Source organism: Catellatospora paridis (assembly GCF_009720365.1).
Classification (GTDB): Bacteria; Actinomycetota; Actinomycetes; order Mycobacteriales; family Micromonosporaceae; genus Catellatospora; species Catellatospora paridis.
The window spans coordinates 131,307-153,000 of sequence record NZ_ML769322.1; the positions used below are offsets into that span (position 1 = coordinate 131,307).

Annotated in this window: 21 protein-coding genes; 7 read left to right on the forward strand and 14 right to left on the reverse strand. The window is 71.6% G+C overall.

Translation table 11 applies throughout. The annotated features are described in order from the left end of the window. Positions 1-43: 43 nt before the first annotated feature. The 3 genes from F9C41_RS25485 to F9C41_RS25495 all read left to right on the forward strand — a co-directional run bounded on the left by F9C41_RS25485 (position 44) and on the right by F9C41_RS25495 (position 2,997). The gene (locus F9C41_RS25485) at positions 44-694 is read left to right on the forward strand and encodes a TetR/AcrR family transcriptional regulator (RefSeq protein WP_155389366.1); all 651 of its coding nucleotides are present in this window, start codon (positions 44-46) and stop codon (positions 692-694) included. 150 nt (positions 695-844) lie between these two features. Further along, positions 845-2,185: a flavin-containing monooxygenase gene (locus F9C41_RS25490; protein WP_155389367.1), complete on the forward strand. Its 1,341-nt coding sequence runs from the start codon at positions 845-847 to the stop codon at positions 2,183-2,185. Further along, a complete protein-coding gene (locus F9C41_RS25495; protein ID WP_155389368.1) occupies positions 2,182-2,997 on the forward strand; it encodes an SDR family NAD(P)-dependent oxidoreductase in 816 nt (271 codons plus the stop codon). The genes F9C41_RS25490 and F9C41_RS25495 overlap by 4 nt, the downstream gene beginning before the upstream one ends. Positions 2,998-3,072: 75 nt before the next feature. Here the strand turns inward: F9C41_RS25495 and F9C41_RS25500 are convergent, their stop codons facing one another. Beyond that, positions 3,073-5,349, reverse strand: a complete 2,277-nt coding sequence (locus F9C41_RS25500) for a glycosyl hydrolase family 18 protein (RefSeq protein WP_155389369.1) — start codon at positions 5,347-5,349, stop codon at positions 3,073-3,075. A gap of 129 nt (positions 5,350-5,478) precedes the next feature. Beyond that, positions 5,479-5,814 (reverse strand): S24 family peptidase, encoded by a 336-nt coding sequence (locus F9C41_RS25505; protein WP_230690009.1) that lies wholly within the window; start codon positions 5,812-5,814, stop codon positions 5,479-5,481. A gap of 180 nt (positions 5,815-5,994) precedes the next feature. Here F9C41_RS25505 and F9C41_RS25510 point away from each other — a divergent pair, with 180 nt between their 5' ends. Then, on the forward strand, positions 5,995-7,026 hold the full coding sequence (locus F9C41_RS25510) for an extracellular catalytic domain type 2 short-chain-length polyhydroxyalkanoate depolymerase (RefSeq protein WP_155389371.1): 1,032 nt from the start codon (positions 5,995-5,997) through the stop codon (positions 7,024-7,026). A gap of 86 nt (positions 7,027-7,112) precedes the next feature. Here F9C41_RS25510 and F9C41_RS25515 read toward each other — a convergent pair whose 3' ends face one another. The 11 genes from F9C41_RS25515 to F9C41_RS25560 all read right to left on the reverse strand — a co-directional run bounded on the left by F9C41_RS25515 (position 7,113) and on the right by F9C41_RS25560 (position 17,794). Next, positions 7,113-8,093, reverse strand: coding sequence for a pentapeptide repeat-containing protein (locus tag F9C41_RS25515; protein ID WP_155389372.1), 981 nt, complete (start codon positions 8,091-8,093; stop codon positions 7,113-7,115). A gap of 168 nt (positions 8,094-8,261) precedes the next feature. After that, a complete protein-coding gene (locus F9C41_RS25520; protein WP_155389373.1) occupies positions 8,262-9,278 on the reverse strand; it encodes an ArsR/SmtB family transcription factor in 1,017 nt (338 codons plus the stop codon). 289 nt (positions 9,279-9,567) lie between these two features. Beyond that, a complete protein-coding gene (locus F9C41_RS25525) occupies positions 9,568-10,089 on the reverse strand; it encodes an LURP-one-related/scramblase family protein (RefSeq protein WP_155389479.1) in 522 nt (173 codons plus the stop codon). A gap of 208 nt (positions 10,090-10,297) precedes the next feature. Continuing rightward, positions 10,298-11,053 carry a hypothetical protein gene (locus F9C41_RS25530; protein WP_155389374.1) on the reverse strand — a complete coding sequence of 252 codons (756 nt, stop codon included), beginning with the start codon at positions 11,051-11,053 and terminating at the stop codon, positions 10,298-10,300. Then, entirely contained in the window at positions 11,053-11,553 is a 501-nt protein-coding gene (locus tag F9C41_RS25535; RefSeq protein WP_155389375.1) for a sigma factor-like helix-turn-helix DNA-binding protein, read from the reverse strand. Before F9C41_RS25535 ends, F9C41_RS25530 begins: the two co-directional genes overlap by 1 nt. A 1,496-nt stretch (positions 11,554-13,049) precedes the next feature. Then, positions 13,050-13,328, reverse strand: coding sequence for a S1 family peptidase (locus F9C41_RS42220; protein WP_196279939.1), 279 nt, complete (start codon positions 13,326-13,328; stop codon positions 13,050-13,052). Beyond that, entirely contained in the window at positions 13,240-13,725 is a 486-nt protein-coding gene (locus tag F9C41_RS40820) for a hypothetical protein (RefSeq protein ID WP_196279940.1), read from the reverse strand. Before F9C41_RS40820 ends, F9C41_RS42220 begins: the two co-directional genes overlap by 89 nt. A gap of 152 nt (positions 13,726-13,877) precedes the next feature. Then, positions 13,878-14,726 (reverse strand): hemerythrin domain-containing protein, encoded by an 849-nt coding sequence (locus F9C41_RS25545; RefSeq protein ID WP_155389377.1) that lies wholly within the window; start codon positions 14,724-14,726, stop codon positions 13,878-13,880. Positions 14,727-14,841: 115 nt separating this feature from the next. Continuing rightward, positions 14,842-15,516: a thymidine kinase gene (locus tag F9C41_RS25550; protein ID WP_155389378.1), complete on the reverse strand. Its 675-nt coding sequence runs from the start codon at positions 15,514-15,516 to the stop codon at positions 14,842-14,844. 72 nt (positions 15,517-15,588) lie between these two features. Then, entirely contained in the window at positions 15,589-16,947 is a 1,359-nt protein-coding gene (locus F9C41_RS25555; protein WP_155389379.1) for an MFS transporter, read from the reverse strand. A 64-nt stretch (positions 16,948-17,011) separates the two neighbouring features. Beyond that, complete coding sequence (locus F9C41_RS25560; RefSeq protein WP_155389380.1) at positions 17,012-17,794, reverse strand: glycerophosphodiester phosphodiesterase; 783 nt, start codon at positions 17,792-17,794, stop codon at positions 17,012-17,014. A 213-nt stretch (positions 17,795-18,007) separates the two neighbouring features. Here F9C41_RS25560 and F9C41_RS25565 point away from each other — a divergent pair, with 213 nt between their 5' ends. Then, positions 18,008-18,226 carry a hypothetical protein gene (locus tag F9C41_RS25565; protein ID WP_230686784.1) on the forward strand — a complete coding sequence of 73 codons (219 nt, stop codon included), beginning with the start codon at positions 18,008-18,010 and terminating at the stop codon, positions 18,224-18,226. Between the two features lie 31 nt (positions 18,227-18,257). On the opposite strand, the gene F9C41_RS25570 is transcribed toward F9C41_RS25565, so the two are convergent. Further along, on the reverse strand, positions 18,258-19,046 hold the full coding sequence (locus F9C41_RS25570; protein ID WP_407924734.1) for a lysophospholipid acyltransferase family protein: 789 nt from the start codon (positions 19,044-19,046) through the stop codon (positions 18,258-18,260). Positions 19,047-19,166: 120 nt separating this feature from the next. On the opposite strand from F9C41_RS25570, the gene F9C41_RS25575 reads away from it, so the two are divergent. After that, positions 19,167-20,585, forward strand: a complete 1,419-nt coding sequence (locus F9C41_RS25575; RefSeq protein ID WP_155389381.1) for a cytochrome ubiquinol oxidase subunit I — start codon at positions 19,167-19,169, stop codon at positions 20,583-20,585. Positions 20,586-20,594: 9 nt separating this feature from the next. Continuing rightward, the gene (cydB, locus tag F9C41_RS25580; protein WP_155389382.1) at positions 20,595-21,656 is read left to right on the forward strand and encodes a cytochrome d ubiquinol oxidase subunit II; all 1,062 of its coding nucleotides are present in this window, start codon (positions 20,595-20,597) and stop codon (positions 21,654-21,656) included. Positions 21,657-21,694: the final 38 nt, after the last annotated feature.

Consider the following 21,694-nt stretch of genomic DNA (forward strand, 5'->3'; position numbering starts at 1 on the left):
GTGTAATCCAACGTTTGCTGGATAGTAGGGCACGATGGAGCGCATGACTACACCCCGACGGGGACCGGGCCGACCCCGGCGTGCCGACCAGCGCGCGACACCTGAGGTGATCATCGAGGCGGCGGCCGGGCTGTTCGCGCGGCGCGGCTTCGACGCGGTCGGCATGCGCGAGGTCGCGGCCGCCTGCGGCGTGGACGTCGCCACCGTGCACCACCACGTCGGCACCAAGGCCGCACTGTACGAGTGCTGCTTCGCGCGGGTGTTCGCGGCCGAGAGCGAGGCGTTGACCAGGGCCGTCGCCACCGCCCGGGAAGGCCTGTCCGCGGGACCCGGCCCGGCGCTGGCCGGGCTGCACGAGCTGGTCGACGTGTTCATCGACTTCCTGGAGGACCGCCCCGAAGTCACCGGGCTGTGGCTGCGCCGCTGGCTGGAGCCCGACCGGCACGCCGAACTGGACGCCCGCTACAGCGAACCGCTCTACCACGCGGTCGAGCAGGTGCTGGCCGAGGCCGACGCGGCCGGGGTGCTCAGCGAGCCGCAGCCGCACCTGGCCGTACGCAGCCTGGTCTGGTCCGTGCACGCACACGTCGTCGGCCTGCTGTCCGGCGCGAACGGAGCCCGCCAGCGCCGCGAGTTCCGCGCCTTCGCCCACCGCTGGCTGGACCGCATGTACCCGCCCCCGGCCCCTGCTTGATCGTCCGACTTGCCCGGCAGGCGTGCGAATCATGGGCGACCTTTCGCCCGTTTGCCAGGCAAGTCGAGCGATCATGGCGGCGGGCGCTTGACGCGGGGACCCCTCCCGACGCAATATCCAACGAACGTTGGATTTTTGGGGAGGGTACGCATGACGCCACGTGTCGCCGTGATCGGCGCCGGGCCGGCCGGGCTGGCCACGCTCAAGGCACTGGCCGACCGGGGCGTGCCCGCCGTCGCCTTCGACGCCGCGGCGCAGGTCGGCGGCCTGTGGGTGTACGGCGCACCGCACTCCTCGGCATACCGCACGCTGCACCTGAACACCTCGCGCACCCGCACCGAGTTCGCCGACCTGCCCATGCCCGCGGACTGGCCCGACTACCCCGACCACGGTCGCATCGCCGGCTACCTGCACGACTACGCGTCGCGGCACGGACTGCTCGACGCGGTGCGCCTGCGGCACACGGTCACCGAGGTGGTCCGCGACGCCGCTGGCTGGCGCGTCACCGCGCTCGGCCCGGACGGCACCACGACCGTGCACGTCGAAGCCGTCGTGGTTGCCAACGGCCACAACAGCCGCCCCAAGCTGCCCTCCCCCGCCTACCCCGGCGAGATCGGCGTCGAGCAGCTGCACAGCCACGACTACCGCGGCCCCGAGCAGCTCGCCGGGCGGCGGGTGCTGGTCGTCGGCGGCGGCAACTCGGCCATGGACATCGCCGTCGACGCCTCCCACGTCGCACCGCGCACCCTGCTGTCGCTGCGCCGCGGCGTCTGGATCGTGCCCAAGCACCTGCTCGGCAAGCCCTCGGACACTCTCAACGGAGCACTGGCCAAGCGCCTGCCCTGGCGGCTGCGCCAGCGCATCAGCCAGACCATGCTGCGCTTCGCCGTCGGCCGGCCCGCCGCCTACGGCCTGCCCGCCCCGGAGCACGGTTTCCTGCAGGACCACCCGACCCTGTCGGACTCGCTGCTGTCACGCATCACCCACGGCGAGATCGCCGTCCGGCCCGCGATCGACCGCTTCGACGGCCACCGCGTCCACTTCACCGACGGCGCGGCCGACGAGCTCGACCTGGTCGTCTGGTGCACCGGCTACGACATCGACCTGCCGTTCCTCGACCCGGCCCTGCTCGGCGACGGCGCGGACCGGTTGCCGCTCTACCGGCACGTGTTCCACCAGCAGGCCCCCGGGCTGATGTTCGTCGGCCTGATGCAGTCCACCGGCTCCGCGCTGCCCGTGGTCGAGGCCCAGGCCCGACTCGCCGCCGCCCACCTGGCCGGGCAGTACGCCCTGCCCGACGCCGCCGGGCAGGCCGCCGACATCGCCGCCGAGCATCGCGCCGCCCGCGACCGCTGGGGCGAGCGCCGCCCCGCCATGCGCATCGACTTCGACGCCTACCTCGCCCTCGCCGCGAAGGAGCTGACCGACGGCGCGGCCCGGGCCCGCCGCGGCCAGGGCGTCACCTGGAACAGTGAGGAGCACACCCGATGAGGACCCTCAACGGCCGGCGCGTCATCGTCACCGGCGCGAACGGCACCTTCGGCCGGCTGCTGGTCGCGCGGCTGGAACTGGCCGGGGCCCGGGTCGTCGGCCTCGACCTGCGCGCCGACACGGTCGGTACGTCGCCCGTCATCGCCTGCGATCTGACCGACGGCGCCACCGTGCCCGGTGCGGTCGCCCAGGCGGTCGAAACGCTCGGCGGCCTCGACCTGCTGATCAACAACGCGGGCGTCGGCGGCCCTGCCCCCGCGGAGCTGCCGCCCGGCGACGCCGCCCGGCGACAGCTCGACGTCAACCTGATGGCGGCGTGGCACACCACCGCCGCGGCCGTGCCCGCGCTGGAGCGCAGCCGGGGCCGGGTGGTGTTCGTGTCCAGCCGCATGGCGCTGCTCCCGCTGCCCCTGGCCGCCGCGTATGGCGTCAGCAAGCGCGCCCTGGTCGCGTACGCCGACGCGCTGCGACTGGAGGTCGGCACCCACATCGGCGTCAGCGTCGTCTACCCGAGCATGGTCGCGTCCCCCATTCACGACGCCTCCGCGCAGGCCGGCCTGTCCCTGCAGGGCGTGTCCCGGTACGAGCCGGTGGAGGGTGTCGTGGCCGCGATCCTGCGAGCGGCGACCGCCCGCAAAGCCCCCCGCGACGTGGCCACCACCGGACGCGGCCGGTTCGAACTGCTGCTGGCCCGGCATCTGCCGTCGGTGACCGGCGCGATCGTGCGCCGCACCATCGCCAAGCGCCTCGCGGCGGGCGACCTGGACCAGGCCCCGCTGGCCGCGGGCATGCGGCGTCGCGCCGGGCGCTGACCCGGCGTCGAAGCACCCCGGTCGGGAGGGCCGCGCGGCGTGCGTCCGGGCAGAGGCACGCCGCGCGGCGGTCCGTCACAGACCTGAGTGCACCGCGGACATCAGGGTGCCGGACCCGGTGTCACCCGACATCTCCCAGATCATGCCGCCGAGCAGTCCCTTCTGCTTGATCCAGGCGGTCTTCTGGCCGATCGACCAGGTGTCGTCGAAGCTCCACCACTGCCCGCCCGCGCCGGTGTAGCAGTAACTGGAGACCGACTGCACGTCGTGGTACACCGTGCAGCCCGGCACGCTCGACAGCAGGTTGGCGTAGCCGCGGGTGCCCGCCTCCTCGGCGAACTGGCCCGGGGCGGCGCCGGTCGCGGTCTGCCACTCGCCGTTGACGCCGCCCGCGGCGACCCCCTGCCAGCCGCGGCCGTAGAAGGCCACCCCGATGGTGAGCCGCCGCGGGCTGACCCCGGCGTCCAGATAGGTCTGGATCGCCTTGTTCACGCTGAACTCGAACGCGTACGGGTCCTGCGTGTCGCGGTACAGGTTGGCCTGGTGGCCGGTGCGGTTCGGCTCCCACGAGTTGTCCGAGCCGGAGCCGTGGAAGTCGTAGCCCTGCACGTTGGCGAAGTCCATGTAGTTGAACACCCCGTTCGGGCCGATGTCCCAGCCCGCCGCGATCTTCGCCGGGTCCGCCGGGGTGAACGCGGTGATCAGGTACCGCTTGCCGGTGGTCGCGGTCAGCGCGTCGAGCTGGCGGCGGAACTCGGCGGTCAGCGCCGTGTTGTTGGCCTTGTCCGCCGGGCTGACGTGGTTGCCCGGGTGGCCCTCCGCGCCCGGCCACTCCCAGTCGAGGTCGATGCCGTCGAAGATGTTCGCCGCGCTGCCCGGGCCGCCCGCACCGTTGTACACCGGCAGGTTGCCCTTGAGGTAGATGTCGATGCAGGACCGGACGAACTTCTCCCGGGCCGCGGGCGTGGCCGCGACGTCGGAGAAGTACTTGGAGTAGGTCCACCCGCCGATCGAGATGAGCACCTTGAGGTGCGGGTGCTTGGCCTTGAGCTTGCGCAGCTGGTTGAAGTTGCCGCGCAGCGGCTCCCAGCCGGTGTCGGCGACGCCGTCGACGGACTGCGACGCGGCCATCGGGCGGCCGTAGTCGGCGTCGGCGTCACCGGCGCCGGTGCCCTGGTCCGGGTCCTGCGGGTTGGCGGTCGTGCCGCGGGTGACACCCTGCAGGCAGGTCAGGTTGACCGGGTCGATGTTGGCGAAGGCGTAGTTGAGATGGGTCAGCTTGGCCGCCGAGCCGCTGGTGTCGAGGTTGCGGACGAAGTACTGCCGGCCGTAGATGCCCCACTGCACGAAGTAGCCGACCTTCGCGTAGCTGCCGGCGCCGACGACGTCGTCGGTGGTGACAGTGACGGCGTTGGAGGCGGCGGAGGCGTTGTCGTAGGTGTCGCGGGCCTTGACCGTGAACGTGTACGCGGTCATCGGCGACAGCCCGGAGACCACCGCCGTCGTGCCGGTGACGCTGGCACGCAGGGTCGTGCCGGTGTAGACGTCGTAGCCGGCGATCCCGTTGGCGTCGGTCGCGGCGTTCCAGGCGAGGGTGACCAAGGTGGCGGTCTTCGCGGTCGAGCGCAGGTTGCCGGGCACGGTCGGCGGGGTGGTGTCGTTGGCCGGGTTCAGTGTGGTGGCGCTGACCGGCGCGCTGAGCGCGGACAGGTTGCCGCGGGTGTCGCGGGCCCGCACGGTGAACGTGTAACCGGTGTTCGGGGTCAGGCCGGTGACCGTCGCGCCGGTGGTCGTGCTCGTGGCCACGACCGTGCTGCCGGACAGGACGTCGTATCCCGCGATCGGGAAGTCCGTCACCGCGGCGGCGGTCCAGGCCAGCGAGACGGTGCGGGTGGTGCGGCTGGTGACGGTCACGCCGGTGGGCGTGCCCGGGGCCCGGTCGGCGCTGCCGTCGCACTTGTTGCCGTTGATCCGGCAGTTCAGCGGGGCCGCGCCGGAGCCGTACGCGATGAACCAGGGGCTGTAGGGCTCGGTGCTGGCGCCGGCCGCGACCGTGCCGTTGTAGTGGGCGTTGACGACGGTGACGTGGCTGCCGTTCTGGCTGGCCGTGCCGTTGTAGAAGTTGCTCATGGTCACGCCCGCCGGCAGGTCGAACTCCAGGGTCCAGCCGGTGATCGCGGCGGAGGTGGGGTTCGTGACCACGAACTTGTCCATGAACCAGGATCCGTTGTTCGCGCTGGAGAACGTGGCGGTGAGCCCGGCCGGCGCGGCCGACGCGACGCCGGGCAGCGCCAGGGTCGCGCCGCTGACGGCTAAGACGAGGATCGCGGCAAGGGAGCGGATCTTGCGCATGTGCCCTCCTGTTATTAGGAAACTTTCCTAATACTGGGCCTGCCGAACCGCGCGGTCAATGCCAGATTTGCATCTCTCGATGTAAGTCGACGCCGTCGCAGGTCCGAAACGGCTCGGTGAGCACAGCGGCTACCTGAGTTTGCCGTCGAGCCGCGGCCGCGCCGTTCCGTCCACCTCGGTGCAGATGCCGAACACGCGGGCATGGCCGGTCCAGCCGTTGACGCGGCCTCGGTTGTTGCTGATCTGCACCCGACCACCCGCGGCGTCCACCGCAGACACCAGGTGCAGATAGACCGAGCCCGCGACGCGCGCCAACACGATGTCGCCGACCTGGACCGCCGCCGGGTCCACCGGCGCGACGGTCACCAGGTCCCGGCTCCGGATCAGCGGCACCATCGAGTTACCGGTGGGCCGGAACCGCACCGTCGCCCCGGCGACGACCCGCGTCGCGACGCTGTCGAGCACTCCCATGGCCCACAGGATGCACGGGCGCACAGGGCGCGGGCCACCGAATTCACTTCACGGCCGCCGCCGGGTAGTGGTGCGCGCCATGCGGATCCATCGAAGTGTGTGCGCGGCGCGGCTGGAGGCGGGCGTGACCCGCGCCTACGGTGACGCCACCCCTGTTACCGGAAGGAGTCGGTCATGTCACCACGTGCCCGCGCTGCCGCCGCGGTCGCCGCCGCGCTGCTGGTCGTCCTCGGATCCGCCGCACCTGCCGCCGCCGCGACGCCCTACACGGTGCCACCCGTCGCCGGCACCCTGAAGACCTACAACATCTCCAGCGTGTACGTCGCCGGCGTCTCCTCCGGCGGCTACATGGCGACCCAGCTGCACGTGGCCTACTCGGGCCGGATCAAGGGCGCGGCCGTGTTCGCCGCCGGGCCCTACTACTGCGCGCAGTACAACGCGAGCCGGGCGCTCTACGCGTGCGGCGACAACCTCTGGTCGACGCAGCTGAGCAGCCTGGAGTCGTACACCTCGCTGTGGTCGAGTTACGGCTGGATCGACCCGCCGTCGCAGCTGTCCGGCGATCCGGTGTACGTCTTCCACGGCAACAACGACAGCACCGTGAAGAAGTCCGTAACCGACGACCTGGTGAGCTACTACCAGCACTTCGGCGCGAGCGTGTCCTACAACTCGGGCAGTTCCGCCGGGCACGCCTGGGTCACGCCGTACGGCACGGGCGGCTGCACGGCCACCGCGTCGCCGTATCTCAACGACTGCGGCACCGACCCGCAGAACGCCATGTTCGCCAAGCTCTACGGCTCGGTGAGCGCCCGCAACACCGGCCCGCTCACCGGCTCGCTGATCCGCTTCGACCAGAACACGTTCGCGGTCAACGGCTTCGCGGGCGGGCTGAGCATGGGCAGCAGCGGCTTCGCGTACGTGCCGAGCAGCTGCGCGGCGGGCCAGAGCTGCCGCCTGCTGGTCACCCTGCACGGCTGCTCCCAGGGCTACGACGCGGTAGGCACGGCGTTCGTAGACCGCGCCAACCTCAACCAGTACGCCGACACCAACAAGACCGTCGTGCTGTACCCCCAGGCCACCGCCTCCGCCGTGAACCCCTACGGCTGCTGGGACTGGTGGGGCTACCTCGGCTACACCAACTACCCGATCAAAGGCGGCCTCCAACTGGAAACCATCATGAACATGATCCGCCGCCTCGACGGCTGACCTGTTCCCTGCCGCAACTCTTAAACCGTCGCGGTCTCCGGGCTCCCCGGAGGCCGCGAGTCTCTGAGAGTTGCGGCAGGGGCCGGTCAGGTGAGCAGGACGCGGAGGAGGAGGGCGGCTTCGGGGTCGATGAGGGTGCGCATGTCGATGAGGGCCTGGTCGGCGCCGCCGGCGACGCCCATGAACTTGCGCAGGTGCTGCAGGCGGCCGCGGGCCTCCTGGGCGGCGTGGTCGTCACGGTCGGCCAGCCGTTGCAGGCCCGCCTCGACGCGCGCCACGCCCCTGACCACGACCAGGGCCGGGTGGTCGGGCAGGTTGACGCGGTCGAAGTTCACGCCGCGGAAGTCGACGTCGTCGAAGACGGTCACGCCGCGCATGTCGACGTCCTGCATGGGGTTGGGCGCCAGGTCGCGCTCGGGCTCGAGCACCCGGCCGTCGAACACGACCTCGCGCAGCACCCCGGCGAAGCGGCAGCGGACCAGGCTGGCCTGCCAGAAGTTGGTGCATTCGAGCTGGGCGTGGGCGAAGTCCACGTCGGTGAACGAGGCGACGCCGCAGCCCAGCCGGGACAGGTCGGCGTGCCGGAAGTCGACGTCGCGCAGCCGGTTGGCGCGCCCGGCGTACCAGCCGCCGACCGACGAGCGGGCGAGGTCCGCGGCGAGGAACGAGGTGTCGCTGACGTCGGTGGCCCACATCCGCAGGCCGACGCAGTGCGCGCCGTCGAACAGGCTGTTGTCGACGACGCAGCCGAACAGCCGCAGCCGCGGCAGGTGCGCGCCGCGCAGGTCGAGGTCGACCAGGCGGGCGCGCTGGAACTCCAGCGTCGCCGCGACGTCGGAGAACTCGAAGGTGAAGGTCATCCCGCCGGCCTGCCGGGTCGCGCTGTCCGGTTCGGCGGCGCGGGGCTCGGGTGCGCCCAGCCCGCGCAGGTCCCAGCGGCCGTCGATGCGGTCCAGGGCCAGGCCGTCGAGGCGCTCCCCCGCCCGCAGCCGGCGGATGACCTCGGACTGCAACTCCGGCCCGCCGGACACGAGCCAGCGCTCGACGAGCGCCTCATCGTTGAGCATGCGGACCCCTCGTATCGACAACGCCGCATGACGAGCCGCTCGGGGCGCAGCTCAACGGGTCGTTGGCGATCAAAAGTAGGTCGCCGGGCGCGGCAACTCAACAGGTCCCCGCCCGAGATGTCCGATACGTCCGACCGCGTTACCGAACCTTGACCCGATGCCGGGTCTTCACCGCAGTAGCGGCAGCTCGTGACCGACGGTGACGCCGTCGAGCATCGACCTGCCGAGCGGAGTGACCGAGTGCAGCATCGACGTCCCGGACCGCCGCGACACGATCAGGTTCGCGGCGCGCAGCGCCGTGGCGTGCTGGCTCGCGCTCGGCGCGGACACGTTCGCCCGCCGGGCCAGCACGGTGGTGCTAACCGGCCCCGCCGCGACCGCTTCGAGCACCGCGGCCCGGGTCCGGCCCAACAGCGCCGCCAGCGCCGCGTGCGGCGGGCCCGACGGGTCGCCCCAGAGCTGCGCCGCCTGCCGCAGATCGCGCACCGCGGGGTAGACCAGCACCCTGGTCCGCTGATCCAGCGACACGTACAGGTGCGGCGCGGGCCAGCAGAAGGCCGACGGCGCCAGCAGCAGGTCGCCGCCCGCCAACGTGACGTCGCCGTCGCCATGCGACGGGATCTCCAGCACCGGCGGGTCCCAGCGCACCAGCGGGTGCAGCCGGCCCAGTGCCGCCCCCACGCCCTCGGCCAGCAGGACTCGCCCGAACTCGGCCTGCTCGACGTCGACGAGCCCGCCGACCCGGCCGTCGGCGCCCGCCAGCGCCGCGTGCCGCAGCTCCTGCAGCGCCAGGACGAGGTCGCGACGCGCCTCGTGGTCACCCGCGACCAGGTGCCGCAGCCACGACGGCGGCCGTCGCCCGCGCAACCGGGCGAGCCCCAGCTCGGCGTTCAGCTGCGGCTGCGACAGGGCGAGCAGGTTCTCGGCCGCCTCCTCGGCGGTCGCCTCCGCGCCGGCGAGGGTGATCAGGTCGACCTGCATCTCCCGGTACGGGAACAGCCAGGTCGCGGTGTCCACCGCCCGCGGGGTCAGCCGTGCCCTCGCCTCGGCGCGCCACCGCCCGTACAGGTGGTCGTCGTCGCGGGCCGCCATCGCGGGCGCGGCCAGCTGCGCCAGTGCCAGCGGCCCCAGCCGGACCACCCGGACCCGGGAGAGGTCCTGCGCGGTGACATGGATCCGCAGCATGGTCGTGCCCTCCCGGCGCTCGGGCGGGCGCACACCGCCATGCCGAGGTCACCGCTGCCGTCGGCGTGACCCGGCGCGCGGGATTGGCCTCCCCCGTAGCGGCCAAGCCCGCGAGGGTCGAGCGCCGCGGCGGGACCCGGCGGCGCCCGACCATGCGCCGGTTCCCCGCAGGCGATGATGCTCGACCCAGCCCCTGCGGTCGAGGCTATTCGGCCACCGCCGAAACATGCTGCATACGGACGTGGGGACGCCGGCCGCAGCCGACGTCCCCACGCAGGGCGGCACGAGGTCAGCGCGCCTGGAGCGCGTCCAGCGCCACCGCCATCGCCACGACCAGGCGGCGGTCGATGGCCGGGTCGTGGATCTCGACGGTGTACTTGTCGCGCACCAGCGCGAACTTCTTCACCACGGAGAACACCGGCACACCGTCGCGCACGAAGTCGAAGTGGTACGGCCAGAAGGTCAGGTCGGCGAAGCGGCGCAGCAGCGCGATGGGCAGGCTGCGCTCCTGGCCGGTGATGCGTGCGCCACCGGCGGGCTCCACGTGCCAGGTCGAGCGCAGCAGCGACTTCGCGAAGTCCTTCTTGAACAGACCGATCGGCGCGCCGTTCTCGTCGGTGACGTCGTAGGTCGCGCCGAGGTCGATCACGCTGCGGGCCTTGAATGCGGCGAACACGCCGGTCTTGCTGTCGTCGCGGTACAGCGTGACCTGCTCCTTGAAGGCCATGCGCTTCTGCTCGACGAACGCCAGCTGCGTGCCGGGGGTGCCGTCGGGCTGCACCGACGTGACCTCGTACCGGTTGATCATCATGGTGAAGCGCTGCTTGATGAACAGCGTCTGCTGAGCCTGCAGGGTGGCCAGATCCACGAGGGGGTGTCCTTCTTCCGGGGGTGAACGCGAAACATGAACTGTCCGCGGGGCGACAGTGTGTCACGGCGGCACCAGGCCGGACGCGCGCTCACCTCGACAGACCGGTGGGGCGCGGCCGTGGCCACGCCCCACCTGTCACGTTGCGCCGTCAGCCGTGCTGTATCGGCAGCTCCTTCGGGCCGTCCGGCGTGCTCGCGACGATCTTCGTGATCTCGGAGAAGTCGTAGGACTCCTGGGCCGCGCCCGTCAGCAGATACCACTCGCCGTCGACCTGCGCCTCGCGCACCACGCCGCCGGGAAAGTGGACCTCCACCCGGGTGACGCCCGCCGGCGCGCGCCCGAAGGTGTACGCCGCCGCGGGCTCGGACCCGAACGCCGACGAGGCGTTGCTCAACCGGCCCGGCGGGTGCGACGGCCGCATCGTGGTGGTCAGATCGGAGAGGCCGATCTGCACCGCGTGCTGCTCCGAACCCAGCCAGCACGCGGTGCTGCCGCTGTCGTCGGCGTACATCAGCAGCCGCAGCCGCCCCGGCACCGGCTCCACCTCGAAGCGCAGCGGCGGCAGCTCCGTCAGCCCCGCCTGGGACAGCTCGCCGGCGGCGTAGTCCGTGCAACGCCCCTGCGCCGTCGTCGCGCTGCTGGTGGGCCGGGGCGGTTTGCCCTGCACCGACGCCGAGGGCGGCGGCACCGCGGGTTCCTCGTGCGACCGTGGCGCGGCCAGCAGCAGGAAGGCCGCGCCGAGCATGACCACCCCGACCAGCACCCCCACGGCCAGCGCCAACACCGCGGCCGGCCGCAGCCGCGGACGGGCCCCGATGATCCGCGCCAGCGGCACGGCAAGGTGCGTGTCCCGGTGCGCCGCGCGGACCAGGTCCGCGAGACGCTCGTCGTCCAACTCCGTCATCACAGCTCCTCCCCGACGAGCGAACCGTCGCCGACCGCGACGGCGAGTTGGGCGCGCAGGGTCGCGAGCGCGCGGTGCAGGTGGACGTGCACGGTGGCCGCGCCGATGCGCAACGTCCGCCCCGTCTCCTCCGCCGACAGGTCCGCCAGCAGTCGCAGCGCTACCACCTGGCGCTGCCGGGTGGGCAGCGCCATGACCAGCACGCGCAGCCGTGCGTCGAGCCCGCCCGGGTCGCGGTCGGCGACGCCGCCGACGTCGGGTGGGTCGCCGAGCAGTTCCCGGCGCAGCCGTCGCCACCAGGTCCGCTGCTCGTTCAGCGCGGTGCGTAGCACCCACGCCGTCGGGTTGGGATGCGCTCCCACCGTCTCCCAGCGGGCGTACGCCCTGGTGAACGCCTCCGCGACGGCGTCTTCGGCACCGGGTTGCCCGCGAGTGGCGACCAGGAGCGCCCGGTAGACGGCGTCCTTGCGCGCCGCGTAGAACTCGCCGAAATCGTCCATCGACACCACCTGTGGCCGGGGAAGGGAACTCTCGCATGGACTACGCGCGACACCCCGTCCGGCCTTTACCCGCCCCGCGCGGGGTCCGCCACGTCATGGGGACAGCGGAGACAGGACCTGGGTGCGACACTTGCCCGCTGAGATCAGCGGGGAGGGAGCCGGGTGCACGACGAGATCCTGTGCGGGGTGGCGGCCAACCCCGGGGCGCCTGTCGACGTGCTGTTGCGCCTGCTGGCCGCCGAGGCACAGGCATGCTGGGACATCCTGTGCACAGAACGCGACCTGCCTGAAGAGCTCCTCGACGCCGTCCTGGCCCACCCGGACCGCCACGTGCGCAAGCGCATCGCCCACAACCCCCACCTCGGCCCGGGGCAGCGAGCGCGTCTCATCGACCACCCGGATCCGATGACCGCCGTCGCCATCATCCGCGATCCACGGCAGTGGCCCGCCGGGACCAGCCCGCGGCCCCTGCCAGACGACGTCATCCGGCGGCTGCTCGGCACCCCTCACCCGCTGCTGTCCCCCGGGGAGCTGCTGGACGAGCTGACATTCACGCTCTTCGGACGGCAGGCCTGCGAGGTCGCGGCGACCCATCCGCTGCCCGTGATCCGTGCTGCGGCGTGCGGATACCGGCGTGCCTTGTCAGACGAGCGGTGGCTCGCCCTCCAGCGCGATCCTGACCCGCAGGTACGCGCGGCCACCGCCGACACGATCGCCTATTACGCACAGGTGATGGAACCCGCCGACCTGCCGCCGTATCGCGGCCACTATCACTGGCAACTGCTGCAGAGCCGGCGCCTTTCGCGGGCGCTGCTGGACCATCTGATCGCCCACGGCGACGAGCGCGATCTCCAATTCCTGGCGTACAACCCCCACCTGCCACCGGACGTGGTGGAGACGCTGATGTCCCATCCGGACACAGGCGTCCGCTGCACCGCCGCCGACCGTGACGATCTGACCGCCGATCAGCTGAAACGCCTCACCGTCGATGAGGACAAGTCGGTGCGGATCTCGGTGTCGACGCATCCCGGGCTCAGCGAGACCCAGCGGGCGGCGATCGCGGTCGACCGCTGGCCGCAGGATTCGTTCAACCGGATCAAGCCGGGGCTGATACCGGAACTCGCGGTCAGCATCGCCCACGCCTACTCAGTGAATCTGCTGCTGCGCCGCCGCGCCGCGAGCGACACCCGGCTACCGCAGGCCGTCGCCGTCCGGCTGGCCGAGGACCCGGATCAGGGCGTACGCGTCCGGCTCGCGCTCCGCCACCCGGCCCCACCGCCCGCGCTGCTCCTGCGCAGCTACCTGGATTACGACGGGCCGGACCGGCTGCACCTGACGACCCGCCCCGGCTTCCCGGTCACCGACCTGGTCCGCTTCGCTCGCGACCCGGACCCGGCACTACGGCTGCTGGCGTTGCTCGACCCCGAGGTGCCACCGGACCTGGTCGACCGGTTCGTCTCCGATCCGGACGGCCGGGTTCGCTCGGCCGCGGCCGCTCATCCCCGCCTGCCCGCCGACCGCCTGCGCAAGCTGCTCGGGACCGGCCTGGCGCGCCACGCCGCGGCGAATCCCGCACTCGACGCGGCCACGCTGCACGAACTGCTGGACGGGGCGGGAGTCCCCGCGGCGACGCACTGACCCGCGCCGCAGATCCACAGCTCGGGTACACGGCAGCGCACCGTCCTCTCATCCCGGATGAACCGGCCCGCGGCGGCCGGGGTCGCCGCGCTCACGGTGACGGTGTTGGCGGCGACGTCGACATACCAGCCGTGCACGTCGCGGGGCCGCGGCGGCTTTGCCGTCGAGCCTGGCCTTGACGGCGTCGAGCTGCCGCTCGCTGCGGTCGACCCGGACGGGCAGCGCGCCCGCGGCACGGGCCTGGGCGGCGGCGACCTCGTCGAGGACGCCGACCTTGAGGCGGCCGTCGTCGGGCGAGTACCAGGCTCCGGCGAACCGGCTGCCGAGGCGGGCGCGCACGTCGCGCTCGACGACGGGCGCGGCGGCCTCGTGTGCCTGTCGGACGCGGGCCTGGTCGGCGGTCAGGCCCAGGTCACGTTGCAGCGCCTGCTGCATGCCGAGGGCGGGGTCGGGGGTGGGGGCGGCGTAGGCGGGTGCGGGGGCGATCAGCGCCACGGCGAGCACCGCCGCGCTGGTCAGCGCAGTGAGTCTCACGTCGAGTCCTTCAGGGGTAGGACGGATCAGGGCGTGAGAGCGCTCTCAAGAAACAGACTTTACTGTGGACGGATCCGAAGTCAATAGATACCGATGTATTACTCTGCGTGCGCGACCAGCACACCGCGCACAGTGATCGCCCGCGTCGAGGGTCAGGGCTCGGGGAAGGACTCGCGGGCGAGGGCGAAGATCTCGTCCGGCGCGGCGGTGTCGTCGGCGGAGGTGACCGCCTCGGTGGCGGCCATCGCGATCGCGGCCAGGCGGCGCAGCTCCTCGGCGGGCACCTGCCCGCGCAGGGCGTCGAACTCCTCTTCCTCCTCCAGCTCGCCGTGCTCGATCACGGCGTCCCGCAGGTTGGCCAGCTTGTCCGCGAAGTCGTCGTGCGCCAACCCCAGCTCGTACAGCTCCAGCAGGTCCTGCTCGGCCTGGTCCTCCTCCTCGGTGCGGGCGTCCACCACGGCGTCGCCGTCGGACAGCCGCGCCCGCGCCAGCGGATGCACCAGCAGCTGCTCGATGCTCTCGTGCACGGCCAGCAGGCGTACCAGCTCGGCGAACAGGTCCCGGCGGCGCGCGCCGCGCGCGGCCTCCAGCTCGTCGAACAGGTCGCCGAGCTGCTGGTGCTGGACCAGCAGCACGTCGATCACGTCGCCGGGGTCGAAGGGCGGCGGCGACGGGTGGGCCGCGGCGGGCACGCGCTTGGCCGGGCGCGGCGGCTTCGGCACCCGCGAGCTGGGCGCCTGGTCGTCGGGCGGCACCACGCTCTTCTTGCCGGTGGCGACCTTCGCGATGGGGCGCGCCCGCTGGTCGGAGTGCATGGTCTTGACCAGTTCGCGGACCAGCTCGTCCTTGTGCATCTGCGAGGTCCCCGGCACGCCCTTCTCCCGCAGCAGCGCGCGCAGTTCCTGCACCTTCATCCGGTACGCGTCGCGCTCGGTGCGGCCACGCTGCTCCGCCTGGGCGTCGCCGGTCGTCTCGTCGTCCGCCGGCTCGCGCTGGGCCATCCCGCGTCACCTCACAAAGTCCGTTTCGTCACCATAGTGACCGAACCATGGATGCCGCGGGCCGAAACGGCGCCATGGCCGCCGCACGGGTCACCGCAGACCCCGGGTGGGGCGGCTACCGGCCGAGGTCCCCGGAGCGGTAGTGACGGCGGCAGAGCACCTGGTACCGGACCTCTGACTGGTCGGCGGCAGCGGTGTCGCCGATGACGACCTGCTCGCCCTCACGGGCCACTGCGCCACCGACGATGCGCGCGTTGAGCAGGCCCTCGCGGCCGCACCAGCACAGCACCTCGACCTGCAGCCGGTTCACCTCGTCGGCCAGCTCGAACAGCCGCTGTGCGGCCGGGAACAGGAACGAGCGGAAGTCGGAGGCCAGGCCGAAGGCGTACACGTCGACGTCGTAGGAGTCGACCAGGTCGGCCAGCTGCTCGATCTGCTCGACGGTGTAGAAGCACGCCTCGTCGCAGATCAGGTAGTCGATCCGGGCCCCGTCGCCCCACTCCTTGCGCACCAGTGCGATGAGGTCCATGTCGTCGGTGACCTCGACGGCCGCGTGGGCCAGCCCGATCCGGGTGGTGACCTGCGGACCCATCGACCGGTCGTTGCGGGTCAGCACGAGCCCGCGGCGGCCCTGGCGGCCGTGGTTGTGATCCATCTGCAGGGCCAGGGTCGACTTGCCGCAGTCCATCGGGCCCCAGAAGAACTTCAGCGCGGCCCCGTGGCGCAGTCGGCCGTCCCCCGCGGACTGGCAGTGCGCCGGGGCGATGGTGGGTTCGTCAGCAGCGGTCACGGAGGGGCAGCCTAGTGGCTACCCCTCCGTTATCGGGAATCCATGACGGCGATTCGCAGGCCGCCGGGCGTGTCAGAGCTTCTCGGGCGGGGTGTTGCCGACGGCGGCGATGGCCCGTGCCATCGGCACCATCATCAGCATGATGAACCCGGCGACGAAGAACACGATCAGCGAGATGATCGCGACCCGGTAGGAACCCGTCAGGTCGTACGCGAGACCGAACAGCAGCGGCCCGAGCCAGCTGGTGCCCTTGTCGGAGATCTCGTAGAGGCCGAAGTACTCGCCCTCCTTGCCGCGCGGGATCAGCTGACTGAACAGCGAGCGGCTCAGCGCCTGGCTGCCGCCGAGCACGATGCCGATCGCGCCGCCGAGGATCACGAACGGCACCGCCTGGCCGTACGGCAGGAAGAACGCCGCGATCAGGATGCCCGTCCAGCCGACGAGGCTGCCGAGCACGGTCTTCCACGCGCCGAACGTCTTGGCCAGCCGGCCCAGCAGCATCGCGCCCGCGAACGCCAGGAACTGCACCATGAGAATGGTCGGCATGAGCACGGTGTTGTCGAAGCCGAGCTGCTTGGACCCGTACGTGCCCGCCATCGCGATGACCGTCTGGATGCCGTCGTTGTAGATGAGGAACGCGCCCAGGAAGAACAGCGTCAGCGGGAACGCCCGCATCTCCTTGAGGGTGTGCCCGAGCTGCTTGAACCCGTCGATCAGCACCGAGCCGCGCGCGGTGCCCGCCGGCGACGGGCGGTCGCGCAGCCACAGCAGCGGCAGCGTGGTGAAGCCCGCCCACCACAGACCTGCCGACACCAGCGACCAGCGGGCGATCTCGCCCTGGTTCTCGTCGCCGCCGATCAGCACCACGATCACGTTGAGCAGCAGCAGCAGGCCGCCGCCGAGGTAGCCGAAGGCCCAGCCGCGGCTGGACACCCCGTCGCGCTCGTTCTCGTCGGCGATCTGCGGCAGGAACGAGTTGTAGACCACGATGCTGGCACCGAACGCCAGGTTCGCCACGAGGAACAGCCCCGCGCCGAGCTGGTAGCGGTCGCCGGTGAGGAACACCAGGCCGCAGGTGGCCGCCGCACCGGCGTACGCGAAGATCGCGAGCCAGATCTTCTTGCTGGCGGCCCGGTCGGCGATCGCGCCGACCACCGGCAGCAGCAGCACCTGCAGCAGCACCGACAAGGACGTCGTGTACGCGAACAGCGAGCCCGCCTTGAACGACATGCCCAGCAGGTGCACGTCGCCCGCGGCGTCGGCCCCGTTCTCGGCGATGGCGGTCAGGTAGGGGCCGAGGAACGCGGTGACGACCGTGGTGGAGAACGCCGAGTTGGCCCAGTCGTAGAAGTACCAGCCGACCCGCTCACGTTTGGTGCTCTCGCCATACCCTTCGGCAGGCGCGGGGGGTGCGCTGACATCAGCGGTCATGCCTTCTCCTCGCTTCGCTCGTCGGCGGCATGGCTAAGCCCGTCGATTCGCTCGCTGCGCTCGCTCATGCATGGTCCTTCCAGAGGCCCCGGTGCGTGAAAACTTCCCGTAACACGTCGATGCGATCGGTCATGATGCCATCCACACCGAGATCAAGTAACCCCTCCATCACGGCAGGATCGTCGACCGTCCACACATGCACCTGGAGCCCGAGCGCGTGCGCGTGGTCCACGAACCGGCGATCCACCAGCCGCACCGCGCCGAACCGGATCGGCACCTGCGCCGCGACCGCCGACGGGGGCAGCACGATGCGCCGCCGCAGCCGCGAGGCCAGCCACAGCCGCGCCGTCTCCCGCTGCGCCAGCGAGGTGGCGTACGCCGGACCGGCGAGCTCCCGCGCCCGCTGCAGCCGCGCGTCGGAGAAGGACGCCAGCAGCACCTGATCCGGGGTGGCCCGCTCGTGCACCGCGGTCACGGTCGGCGCGACGGCCGCGTCGGCCTTGATGTCGATGTTGAACCGGATCTCCGGCCAGGCGTCGAGCACCTCGTCCAGCCGCGGCACGGCGGCGGCCCCGCCGACGCGCACCGTCTTCAGGTCCGCCCAGGTCATGGTGGCGACCGCCTGCGGGTCACCGGCGACCCGGCGCAGGTTCGCGTCGTGCAGCACCACCGCGATCCCGTCGCGGGTGGCGTGCACATCGGTCTCGACGTACCGGTAGCCGGCCTTCACCGCCCGGTCGAAGGCGTCGGCGGTGTTCTCGTCGCCTTCCGCCGCGCCACCCCGATGGGCGAAGGCGAGCGGCGGCGCGGCGAGATACGGATGGGGGTGACCCTGCGGCGTCTCCATCTGGGAAAGCTTGCCACTGCCGGGTGCGGATGGATGGCCCGCGTACTGACCGCTCGCCAACAACGGGCGACATCGGTGAGAATGTCCGCACCACCGCGTCGAAACAAATCGATCTCTCCGGGGCCGCTGGTGGGAAGTCCTCGGCGATCCGCCGTCCAGACGGATCGCAGGGACGAGCCACTAGCGGAGTTGATGCTTTGAAGGGGTGCTCAGGTGGCCGACGACGACCCTGTGGACTGGCTGCGACAGCTGTCCCCGGTCCAGCGTGCACTGCTGGACCGGCTGGCTGACGGCGCGACGATAGCCGCGGCGGCCGCCGCGGAGTACCTGTCGCTGCGTACGGCCAACCGGCGCATCGCCGACCTACGCCAGGAGCTGGGCCTGGCCACCACCCGTGAACTGGTGGCCGCCTACCGCTCGCGCCGGGGGTAGCCCGCGACGGCCGTCACCGGCCTGACCTCGGTCAGCGCGCGCTGCGCGGCCGGGCGCGCCGGGTCTCGGTGGGCCGGGAAGGGTCGGTGAAGCGCGGGGTGTCGGGTTCGTCGGCGCGCAGCGGGGCCAACTCGACGGTGATCGCGTCGATGATGCGGTCGGCGATGCGCTGCGCCGCGCCCGGCCGCGCTGCGTCGATGCCGGACAGGTCGACCGGTGGGCCGACGTGCACGCGCACCCGCGGGCGGCGCCGCACCGAGCGCCAGATCATCGGCCACATCCCGGTGGGCGCGGCGTACGGGATGACCTCGTGGCTGCCCCAGATCGCGATCGGCACGACGGGCGCGCCGGTGGCCAGCACGAGACGGCCGACGCCGGTGCGGCCACGCTCGGGCCACATGGCCGGGTCGAGACCGATCCGGCCCTCCGGGTAGATCATCAGCGGCGCGCCGCCGTTCAGCGCGGTGACGCTGTCGGTGACGGCGTTGCCGGCGGTCGGTTCGCCGCGGTCCACCTGGATGTGGCCCTGCCAGCGCATCAGCGGCCCGATCACCGGGGTGCGGAAGAGGCCCGCGTTCGCCATGATCCGCGGGTACACGCCCAGCCTGCGGAACGCCGCCGCGACCGCGATCGGGTCGAAGGGGCTGATGTGGTTGGCCGCGAGGATCAGCGGGCGGCCGCGCAGCCCCGCGGGGATGTCCCCGGTGACCTCCAGGCGGGTCAGCAGCCGCACCACGCCCTCGGCGAGCAGCATCGCGAAACGCAGCAGCGGGGGCGGGGACCAGCTCGTCGAGGGGCTCACGGTGCACGATCCTGCCATGCGCCGTCACGGGCCCGGGCACTTGTTCGACGCAGGGTCCCCGAAGTCGCCCACCGGGCCGCCGAGCTGTGCGTATGGTCGGCAAAAAGGGATCGATCCGGCAAGTGGGGGGTCCACGGCATGGACGCGACGGAACTGGCCCGCTGGCAGTTCGGCATCACCACCGTGTACCACTTCCTGTTCGTCCCGATCACGATCGGCCTGTCGTTCCTCGTCGCGGGGCTGCAGACGGCCTGGTCGCGCACCGGGAACGAGAAGTGGCTCAAACTGACGAAGTTCTACGGCAAGCTGCTGCTGATCAACTTCGCGATGGGCGTGGTGACGGGCCTAGTGCAGGAGTTCCAGTTCGGCATGAACTGGAGCGAGTACTCGCGCTTCGTCGGCGACATCTTCGGCGCGCCACTGGCCCTGGAGGCGCTGCTCGCGTTCTTCCTGGAGTCGACGTTCCTCGGCCTGTGGATCTTCGGCTGGGACAAGCTGCCCAAGAAGATCCACCTGGCCTGCATCTGGATCGTCGCGGTCGGCACGGTGCTCAGTGCGTACTTCATCCTGGCCGCGAACTCCTGGATGCAGAACCCGGTCGGCTTCCGGATCAATCCGGAACGCGGCCGGGCCGAGCTGACCGACTTCGGGGCGGTGCTGACCAACAAGGTCGCCGTGATCACCCTCCCGCATACGGTCACGGGCGCGTTCCTGACCGCGGGCGCCCTGATGGCCGCGGTCGCCATGTGGCACCTGGTGCGCCGTCCCGGGCGCGACACGGAGGCGTTCCGCAGCGCGGTGAAGCTCGGCTCGTGGACGTCGCTGGTGGCGATGGCGCTGCTGTTCATCACCGGGGACATCCAAGGCAAGATCATGACCGAGGTGCAGCCGATGAAGATGGCCGCCGCCGAGGCCCTCTACAGCACCGAGCAGCCCGCCCCGTTCTCCCTGTTCACCATCGGCACGCTCGACGGCAGCCGGCCCGTCTGGTCGCTGGACGTGCCCCGGGTGCTGTCGTTCCTGGCGACCGGCACCTTCGACGGCCGGGTGCAGGGGATCAACGACCTGCAGGCCGAGTACACGGCCAGGTTCGGCCCCGGCGACTACAAACCCAACATCCCGGTGACCTACTGGTCGTTCCGCCTCATGATCGGACTGGGCGTCCTCGCCGCGCTCCTGGCCCTGTGGGCGCTGTGGTCCATCCGCAAGGGCCGCTCCCCCGCGCCGCACAAGCCCAGCACCCGGCTGCTCATGTGGGGCATGATCGCGCTGCCGCTGCTGCCGCTGGCCGCGAACTCCTTCGGCTGGATCTTCACCGAGATGGGCCGGCAGCCCTGGATCGTGTTCAGCCAGATGAAGACCGCGATCGCGGCGTCACCCGCCGCCTCCTCCGGCGACGTGATCACCTCGATGATCGTGTACACCCTGCTCTACGGCGCGCTGGCCGTCGTCGAGGTGGGCCTGCTGCTGCACTTCGCCCGCGCCGGGCTGCCCGACGTCACCCCGCCACCGGCCACCGAGTCCGACGAGGACCGGCCGCTGGCGTTCGCGTACTAGGAGATCGCCGTGGAGCTGTCGACGCTGTGGTTCCTGCTCATCGCGCTGCTGTTCATCGGCTACTTCGTGCTGGAGGGCTTCGACTTCGGCGTCGGGATGCTGCTGCCCGTGCTCGGCCGCGACGACCGCGAACGCCGCGTGCTGATCAACACCATCGGCCCGGTCTGGGACGGCAACGAGGTCTGGCTGATCACCGCGGGCGGGGCGATGTTCGCCGCCTTCCCCGAGTGGTACGCGTCCCTGTTCTCCGGCTTCTACCTGCCGCTGCTGCTGATCCTGCTGGCGCTGATCCTGCGCGGGGTCGCGTTCGAGTATCGCGGCAAGCGTCCCGCGGCGTCGTGGAAGCGCCGCTGGGACTGGTGCATCGTGTTCGGCTCCGTGGTGCCGGCGTTCCTGTGGGGCGTCGCCTTCGCCAACATCGTGCGCGGCGTGCCGCTGGACGCCGGCCACGACTACACCGGCAGCCTGTTCACCCTGCTCAACCTGTACGCCCTGCTCGGTGGCCTGACCATGGTCGCGCTGTTCCTGACCCACGGCGCGATCTTCGTGGCGCTGAAGACCACCGGCGACATCCGGCACCGGGCCAACCTGCTGGCCGAACGCCTGGGCGTGTGCGCCGCGATCGCCGCGGTGCTGTTCCTCGGCGTGACCCTGCTGCGGCGCGCCACCCCGGCCGCCGTCGTGCTGGCCGTGCTCGCCGCCCTGTGCCTGGTCGGCGGCCTGATCGCGAACCGGATGCCGTCCCGCACCGACCCGCAGGGCCGCCGCGAGGGCTGGGCGTTCGCGGGCACCGCCGCGGCGATCGCGCTGGCCGTGGCGTCGCTGTTCGCCGACCTCTACCCGTTCGTGCTGCCGTCGACGGTGGACCCGCTCACCAACAGCCTGACCGTGACCAACGCGTCGTCCACGCCGTACACCCTCAAGATCATGACTTGGGTGGCCCTGGTCTTCACCCCGATCGTGCTGCTCTACCAGGGCTGGACCTACTGGGTGTTCCGCAAGCGGATCGGCACCAGCCAGATCCCCGAGGAACCGGCCCCGGTGCCCGCCGCCGGCGGCCGCGCAACCTGAACACGGCCGACGCGGCGCAGCTCACGGACGTGCAGCGC